This window comes from Bacillus sp. 005/A4HT-01/001 (assembly GCF_004634445.1).
Lineage (GTDB): Bacteria > Bacillota > Bacilli > Bacillales > Bacillaceae > Bacillus > Bacillus altitudinis.
The window spans coordinates 1-6579 of the sequence record NZ_SEIZ01000015.1; the positions used below are offsets into that span (position 1 = coordinate 1).

General features: G+C 38.3%; 8 protein-coding genes. 2 read left to right on the forward strand and 6 right to left on the reverse strand.

Annotated features, from left to right (window positions below; translation table 11 throughout):
• Nucleotides 1-211: 211 nt before the first annotated feature.
• Both ES896_RS19850 and ES896_RS19855 read left to right on the forward strand, forming a co-directional pair.
• Entirely contained in the window at nt 212-706 is a 495-nt protein-coding gene (locus ES896_RS19850; RefSeq protein WP_135227210.1) for a hypothetical protein, read from the forward strand.
• A gap of 22 nt (nt 707-728) precedes the next feature.
• Nucleotides 729-1067 carry a DUF4288 domain-containing protein gene (locus tag ES896_RS19855; RefSeq protein ID WP_135227211.1) on the forward strand — a complete coding sequence of 113 codons (339 nt, stop codon included), beginning with the start codon at nt 729-731 and terminating at the stop codon, nt 1065-1067.
• Between the two features lie 42 nt (nt 1068-1109).
• On the opposite strand, the gene ES896_RS19860 is transcribed toward ES896_RS19855, so the two are convergent.
• The 6 genes from ES896_RS19860 to mobV form a co-directional block, all read right to left on the reverse strand.
• On the reverse strand, nt 1110-2147 hold the full coding sequence (locus ES896_RS19860; protein ID WP_135227212.1) for a protein rep: 1038 nt from the start codon (nt 2145-2147) through the stop codon (nt 1110-1112).
• Nucleotides 2148-2485: 338 nt separating this feature from the next.
• A complete protein-coding gene (locus ES896_RS20360) occupies nt 2486-2800 on the reverse strand; it encodes a hypothetical protein (protein ID WP_240688402.1) in 315 nt (104 codons plus the stop codon).
• The gene (locus tag ES896_RS19870) at nt 2790-3905 is read right to left on the reverse strand and encodes a Rap family tetratricopeptide repeat protein (RefSeq protein WP_135227213.1); all 1116 of its coding nucleotides are present in this window, start codon (nt 3903-3905) and stop codon (nt 2790-2792) included. The genes ES896_RS20360 and ES896_RS19870 overlap by 11 nt, the downstream gene beginning before the upstream one ends.
• Before the next feature lie 451 nt (nt 3906-4356).
• Complete coding sequence (locus ES896_RS19875; protein WP_135227214.1) at nt 4357-4539, reverse strand: hypothetical protein; 183 nt, start codon at nt 4537-4539, stop codon at nt 4357-4359.
• A 242-nt stretch (nt 4540-4781) separates the two neighbouring features.
• Complete coding sequence (locus tag ES896_RS20200) at nt 4782-4943, reverse strand: hypothetical protein (RefSeq protein WP_167764464.1); 162 nt, start codon at nt 4941-4943, stop codon at nt 4782-4784.
• Nucleotides 4944-4971: 28 nt separating this feature from the next.
• A complete protein-coding gene (gene mobV / locus ES896_RS19880) occupies nt 4972-6207 on the reverse strand; it encodes a MobV family relaxase (RefSeq protein ID WP_135227215.1) in 1236 nt (411 codons plus the stop codon).
• Nucleotides 6208-6579 lie beyond the last annotated feature (372 nt).

A 6579-nucleotide genomic window follows, 5' to 3' on the forward strand; every position in this document is an offset into this window, starting at 1 on the left:
CATCATGTTCACCTCCACAGTGAACGGATTCTACCACAGAAATTTTCATCAAAACGAAGCTCTAAAAAATAAAAAAATGATTGCGGTCACCGCAACCAAAAAAGAAATTTTCTTAAATCTATCTTAAATCCATTGTTTATCCAATTAACACAAGATAATCTATATTTTGTTATTCAATTGAATTTCTAATAAACTATAAGGAGTATTGAACATGGTAAAAAAAATAATTTCCACACTATTAGCTCTATCCATATTTACCTTTGTTTTACAAGCACCAGTAAAAGCAACAGAAAACGAAACTATTGTAATTAACACAAATGATTTCGTATCATCTGAAGGAGAAAAAATAAATCCTGATCAACTTGCAGAAACAAAATTTGCCATTCCACTTCCTTTCTTCTTCATTCCAGGATTAGGACAAGTAGCCGTATTAGCAACTGGGGCTGTCATTGTAGGTGGTATGATATTTTCTTCAAAATCTTGGGAAGCTCAAGTTGTTAAACATCATAAAATGACAGCAAATGAATACATCTCAAAAAACAGAAAAGCATCAATCCGAAATAAATTTCCAACAGAATACTTAAACAAAACAATAGATCAAATTAACAAAGATGCAAGCAAAGGAATTAAAAAAGCAAAAACAGCTAAAAAACTTTTGACAGACAATAGATTTAAAAAAGATACTAAAAAGAAAAAAAAGAAATAATTAACGAAAAGGTGATCAAACCATGCATGAACTTTATTCTGCAAAACTATTATTTGAATTCATCCCTTCACCTAAAGTTAGACCTGATAAAGTATTTGAAGAGAGAATCGTCCTAGTTAAAGCAAAAGATCAAAATGAGGTAAAAAAAATTATAAAGAAAAGCTTTCCAGATGAAACATCTGGAAACGGAGACTATGGACAAACAACAACAAAATTAGTCTCAATTCTAGATATTTTTGAACTTGTAGATAATTTAGAAAAAGAACCTTTGCATTTAAGTGAGGTATATAGTCGCCATCTTATATTTGATGAAGAAACGTCTCCAGACGAAGCAATTGAAAAGTACTCCCTAGACAAATAAAAATTGCATACAAAAAAGCAGGCTCTAATCAGCCTGCTTTTTTTAATTGATTATGTAGTTCTTAATCCCAACATGCCAATGCGCCATGACCTCAAACGTCTCATTGGCCACCTCATCATCATCTTCTTCAATACGGATCAGATCTCCGTCCTCCGCATCCGTCAAATTCAGTTCCTTATGAATATCTTTCAAGATCCCGCCGTAACCGATCAACCGTCTGGCACTTAATGCACCATCCAAATAATAGACCGTATCCAAATTTTCCTCGGTCACTTCATTCCCACGTATGACATCCGTATCCTTCACAGGATACTTCGAGATTTCAAGAATAGCCTTTTGTTCTTCCATCTCTTTACGCACTTCTTGTTCAATCGCTTCCGCATCAATGTTCTTTTTTCCTTTGACCCGCTGCACGTGCACAATAGGTGTATAATCCAACTTCATTGCACGCTTCCAAAAGCTTGTCCACTCTGCTTGCTTGATATAGCTTTTACCAAAATAATTGCGCTTTACAGGAATCAACACATGAAAATGAGGATGATATGTATTCTGTTCATGATTTTTCGTAATCTCTAAAGCTCTGAAAAAACCAAGTGTTCCAGTTTTCACTTTTTTATATTGAAACAGCTTTCTAAAGCCTTCCATCATCTGAGTAATCGTTTGTTTTAAATCACCGCCCTCGACATTTTTCACTGTCAACGTAAGAAATATCCATGCGGGCTTATACTGCCTATTAGCTTCTTCCACAATCAATTTATTATGACTCGCAATTTTTAACGACCTTCGCCACGCACACATCGGGCATAACCTCACTTTACAAAAATAGGCTTGATATAATCGTAGTCTGCCCGTTGCTCTGTCTCTTCTAAACGCCAAACACTCCGCGCAATCACACACTTTCTCTGCCTTTTTTCCGTAGTAAGGCGCACCAGTACGCTTTTCCAAAGCCTTATAATGATCAGACATCAACGTAGATTTTTGCTTTTTTCCTCTCCAATCCCGCTTTTTGCCTGTTGCGGTTTTGTCCTCAAGGATGGTATAATTCGAATTGGAATCAACAAAATTACATGTATTACACATAAAAAAACCCCTTCTGACGCTAGTTCTCTAGCATTCTATTATTTTTGCTCGACACTTAAATAATAGCAGACGGGGTTTTTACCTGTCAAACAACCATTAAACCGTTGACACCACTGGATTTATCGCACTTTTTTAAAATGACAGTGTTTCTATATGTATCAAGATAAGAAAAGACACGATTACAACTTCGTTGAAATCGCAAAAAAGACCAGCAAAATTGCTGGCTTTTTTAAAACCAAAAACAAAAAACCACTAACCCCCCATAGGGGGTTTTTTTATTTTGATTTTTTGGGGCCATGCTGCACAACAAAAAAAACAGACCCTAAAGGTCTGCAAAATTAAATCATCACTCTTGAATCACGTGTTACAAAACGAATGGCACTTACAGAATCATCAAAAGCCATCGCCCTGGAGTCAGTAACAGATTCACCGATTGAAGTTATGAGACGAAAATCTTGAGTTGTAGATCGGGTTATAAGAGGAAAATCCATTGTAGTAAAACTATTCCCTGTAGCATTTCTTACAGTCAGATCAATCACTTCTGGAGAAGTAGCTTTTCTTGAATTCGCATCAAACTCAACAGATGATAAAGAGATCACACCTAGCAAAGCCGAAGCACTTAAAAACCCAGTAAGAACCGTTTTAAAATTCATATAAACAGTCGCCCCTTTGAATTTGTTTTCGGGCGTATATCACTTTCTCGTATAATTTTACAGATTCATCCATACGCCCGCTTTTAGTATAGAACTGAGCGCCTTCTAATGCTAGGTCTTCCATGTAGCGATATCTCTTAATGTTGTTCAATTTTTCCAGTACATTCAAGATGTCACTTAGATTAGCAGAATCAAAAAATAATTTTTTCATAAACTCCAAAAGTATAAAATAAAGCTCATCATTATGAATTTCTGCCTGCTCAAATGACTTTCGATAAAAGTTTTGTCCTTCGATAAACTCTTTATTTTTCAAATGAATCATAGCCATTCTGTAATAAGTTAGAAGTACTTTCTCACCAATAGAACTCCCAATTTCAATCGCTTGATGGAAATGCGCCATAGCTCGGATGTTATCACCCAAACCTTCATAACATGAACCGATATTATGCAAAGCTCTAAAAATCATGTGCTGATTTTTTAACGTTTTTGCTTTTTCCAAAACAGTAAGTAACTGCGAAAGTGCCTTTTCCCTATGTTCCAAATCAATATAATTTCCTGCAACCACAGTCAAACAGTTGATCTCTCGAACCACAAAATTAGAATTTGAACGATACGCATCATAAGCAAGACCAACATAATACATAGACATGTGAGTTTGTTTCATGTGATAAAACACTTCTGATAATTTGTAATAGAATTCTGCCCTTTCCAATTCGTCCGCCACTTGCTCTAGCCTTTTTTCTGCTCGTTTATAGAACACGATCGCCTTGATAAACTCACCACTTTTAAATTCATACATGCCTTGAAAAAAGTTGAAATAGTATTCAAGAATGCCCGCCATCTTTTTCCCTTGACCTTCTACAGCTTTCAAATAATCTGACTTCTCCAGTGGTTCTTCAGAAGGCTGCACATAGTCCGCCATCAATTGATGGCGGAACTCCATCAACTGAAAGTAGAGAACCGCTTGCTCATCCTCTTCCATCACATCTATTTCTTTTCTAATCTCTTCCCTTAACACCTCAGCCTCTTTCACATTGAATCTCTTTATATGCTTGTACCACTCATTTATTTTGACTGCTACAACTGGAGACGGTATAGCTTCCATGTACAATCCCCCTTACAAACAAGTTTTACCATAAATGCTAGCACAATAATTCCTAATAAAACCCTATTTTTCCCTTGATATGTAAAATTTTCGGCATAGCGCAAGCACTTTTTAATCGAGTAGGACACAAGACATATAAGATTTTAAAAGTCATAGCAGCAGACAAAACGAAAAAACGCATTTAAAGCCCTTATAAGCCTTTTTGACGCATTCCCCTATTTCAATTACCTGAACAAAAATAAAAGCGCTCAGAATCGAATCTGAACGCTCTCAACGGCATTTTTGAAATGCACGACATGTTTTTTTATACATTTTATTTTCATCTTGCGTACTACCCCCCTGTTAGAGAGGGGGGGTTCTCGTTTGGCTCTCGGTGCTTCGCTTTTCGTTGCCACTCGACGACTGTCGTCGTCTTACGCTACGCACCTTCGCCAAACAAGTAGTTGGAACTCTATTGTATCACTTTATAAGCCAATTCAAGGGCTTTTCTCTCAAATTCCGCATCTGTGATCTGACCCGATGCATGCTGCCATATCAATTCTTCCTCGTCAGCTGTAAGATAAATTCCCTCAATGGCATGTGTAGCTTTGGCATATTTCATACCTTTTTCAAACTCACTTTTGGTCATTTTCATCATGGAACCGCCTTTCTTGGGCGCTGCCCAAACCCGCCAACGCTAGCACGTTGGATGGCAAATATTCAAACCCCCTACCCCCGATCTTCGGGGGATGCCCCTTCGGCGGGCGCAAACAAACGGGGTTTGTTTGAATCAATAGGCTTTGGGTGTAGTGAATGAGTCAACTCCTTAATGCTCACTTCGTTCCGCTTACCGTTGACACATGCCATATGCGCTTCTTTTTATTTCAGTGTGACGTCTCATTTCTTTTCACTCATACGTTCCAGTATTTCTTGACGGAGAAGCCTGACATAATCTTGTTCTTCTATCGTACGAAACCCTTTCCTATCAAAAGCGCTATATGCCTCTAACAGCTCAATATTCACCATGTCTTTTGGTTCTTTTAAATCATCCATATTCATCGTAATTCCTCCTTAAGACTTTGATCAATTAACGTTCCAACTCTGAACCTCGATCCTTTTTACGTGCAGTCTTTTCGCGCTCTTCCTCATACAAAAAATGCTGCGCTCCCTTTAATTCGTTCTGATTCTCAAAGTGATTATCAGTTATTTTCATATTCATTTGTCGCAACACCCTCGCTTTTAAATGACCGAACATAATCAGGTACTCTTGCTTCTTCTCTTTGAAGACATCCATGAATTTATTGATTGCACGCTTTAAAAAGCGATTTTCTAATTCAAGTTCTTTGTTCCTAGCTTCCAAAATGCGGTTCTTTTTTGATAATTCACTTGTTTTGCTACGTTCATCCGCCAATTCTTTTTCGAGCTTCTTGTTTTCCTTTCGGAACACCTCGCCCGCTTTAGCGAGACTTTGAACCTGCGCAAAATCTTCTTTGCTCATTTGAACGGTTTTTGCCGTTAGCAAGCCGCCCTTCTCTTTCACTTCGATCTGATCAATCGCCTGCGCTTCAAATGCTGTCTTTTTTAAATCTAAATTATGTTGCTCTAATCCTTTATTTTCGTGCTTTAACCCTTTGTTTTTTTGCTCGGTTTCTTTGATTTCTTCTTTCATCTTTTCTAGCTTAAACTTGTGAATTTCAAGATATTTTTTATCTGAAGGCTCGCCACGCAGCAAGCCAAATTTTTCGTTATGCTTCCCGATCGCTTCCTGCAGCTGCTTCATTTCAACTTTGTTGAAAATCTGCTTCGCAGATAGCTTTTTCTCCTTCGTGATCGGCACGAGACCCACGTGCATATGGGGTGTCGTTTCATCCTTATGTACTGACGCATACATCACATTTTCTTTTCCGTAACGCTCCTGGAGGAACGACAAATTCGATTCAAAAAATGCTTTTTCACGCTCCGGCGAAATCCCATCAAAAAATTCAGGACTTGCCGAGACCATAAACGAACAGCACCTAACCGCATCTTTTCGAATGGCTCGTTTCGTCTCCACATTCTTCTCGATATGTTCGTTGATCAACGACTTATAATCCACTCGCTGATCATGCAATAAATCATAATTCAGATGCGCCCGATTTTGATCGATATCGGGGTTGGTATGGCTCTCTTTTTCTCTCTGATTATGTATCTGTAGACCCTTTATATCCGCACTCTTAAACTTCCGCATATTACAAATAATGAATGCCATTTTTCCCTTCACGACCTTCCCACCGGCAACAACTTTCCCTTTCAATTTTACCACATTCTCCGGCGACACTTCCATGTAAAGTATAGCCCGCTATACTTTACTGCGTAAAGTGCGGTCTCTGCCGAGGGCTACGACAGTCGCTTTCGCTCCTTCTGATCAGCTCCTTCTGATCAGCTCCGCTGATAGGAAAAATCGCCGAAGAAGTCGGCTATTATTTTTCCTAAATTCAAAACCTTGAAGACCTCGGACGCTGTCCGAACCAGTCGGGGAAATCTTCCCCGAACCCCATAAAAAAAGCAGGCTTTAATCGCCTACTTTTTCATCAAACCACACTGCAAAGAGCATCAAACCACAAATAATCATTGCCCCTAAATCCATCACATGAATTTCAATGGTCATCATGTTCACCTCCACAGTGAACGGATTCTACCACAGAAATTTTCATCA

Excerpts from the sequence above, each read along its gene's own strand:
- ES896_RS19850 (WP_135227210.1), top strand. The coding sequence starts at position 212 with ATGGTAAAAAAAATAATTTCCACACTATTAGCTCTATCCATATTTACC.
- ES896_RS19855 (WP_135227211.1), top strand. The coding sequence starts at position 729 with ATGCATGAACTTTATTCTGCAAAACTATTATTTGAATTCATCCCTTCA.
- ES896_RS19860 (WP_135227212.1), bottom strand. The coding sequence starts at position 2,147 with ATGTGTAATACATGTAATTTTGTTGATTCCAATTCGAATTATACCATC.
- ES896_RS20360 (WP_240688402.1), bottom strand. The coding sequence starts at position 2,800 with ATGAATTTTAAAACGGTTCTTACTGGGTTTTTAAGTGCTTCGGCTTTG.
- ES896_RS19870 (WP_135227213.1), bottom strand. The coding sequence starts at position 3,905 with ATGGAAGCTATACCGTCTCCAGTTGTAGCAGTCAAAATAAATGAGTGG.
- ES896_RS19875 (WP_135227214.1), bottom strand. The coding sequence starts at position 4,539 with ATGAAAATGACCAAAAGTGAGTTTGAAAAAGGTATGAAATATGCCAAA.
- ES896_RS20200 (WP_167764464.1), bottom strand. The coding sequence starts at position 4,943 with ATGAATATGGATGATTTAAAAGAACCAAAAGACATGGTGAATATTGAG.
- mobV (WP_135227215.1), bottom strand. The coding sequence starts at position 6,207 with ATGGAAGTGTCGCCGGAGAATGTGGTAAAATTGAAAGGGAAAGTTGTT.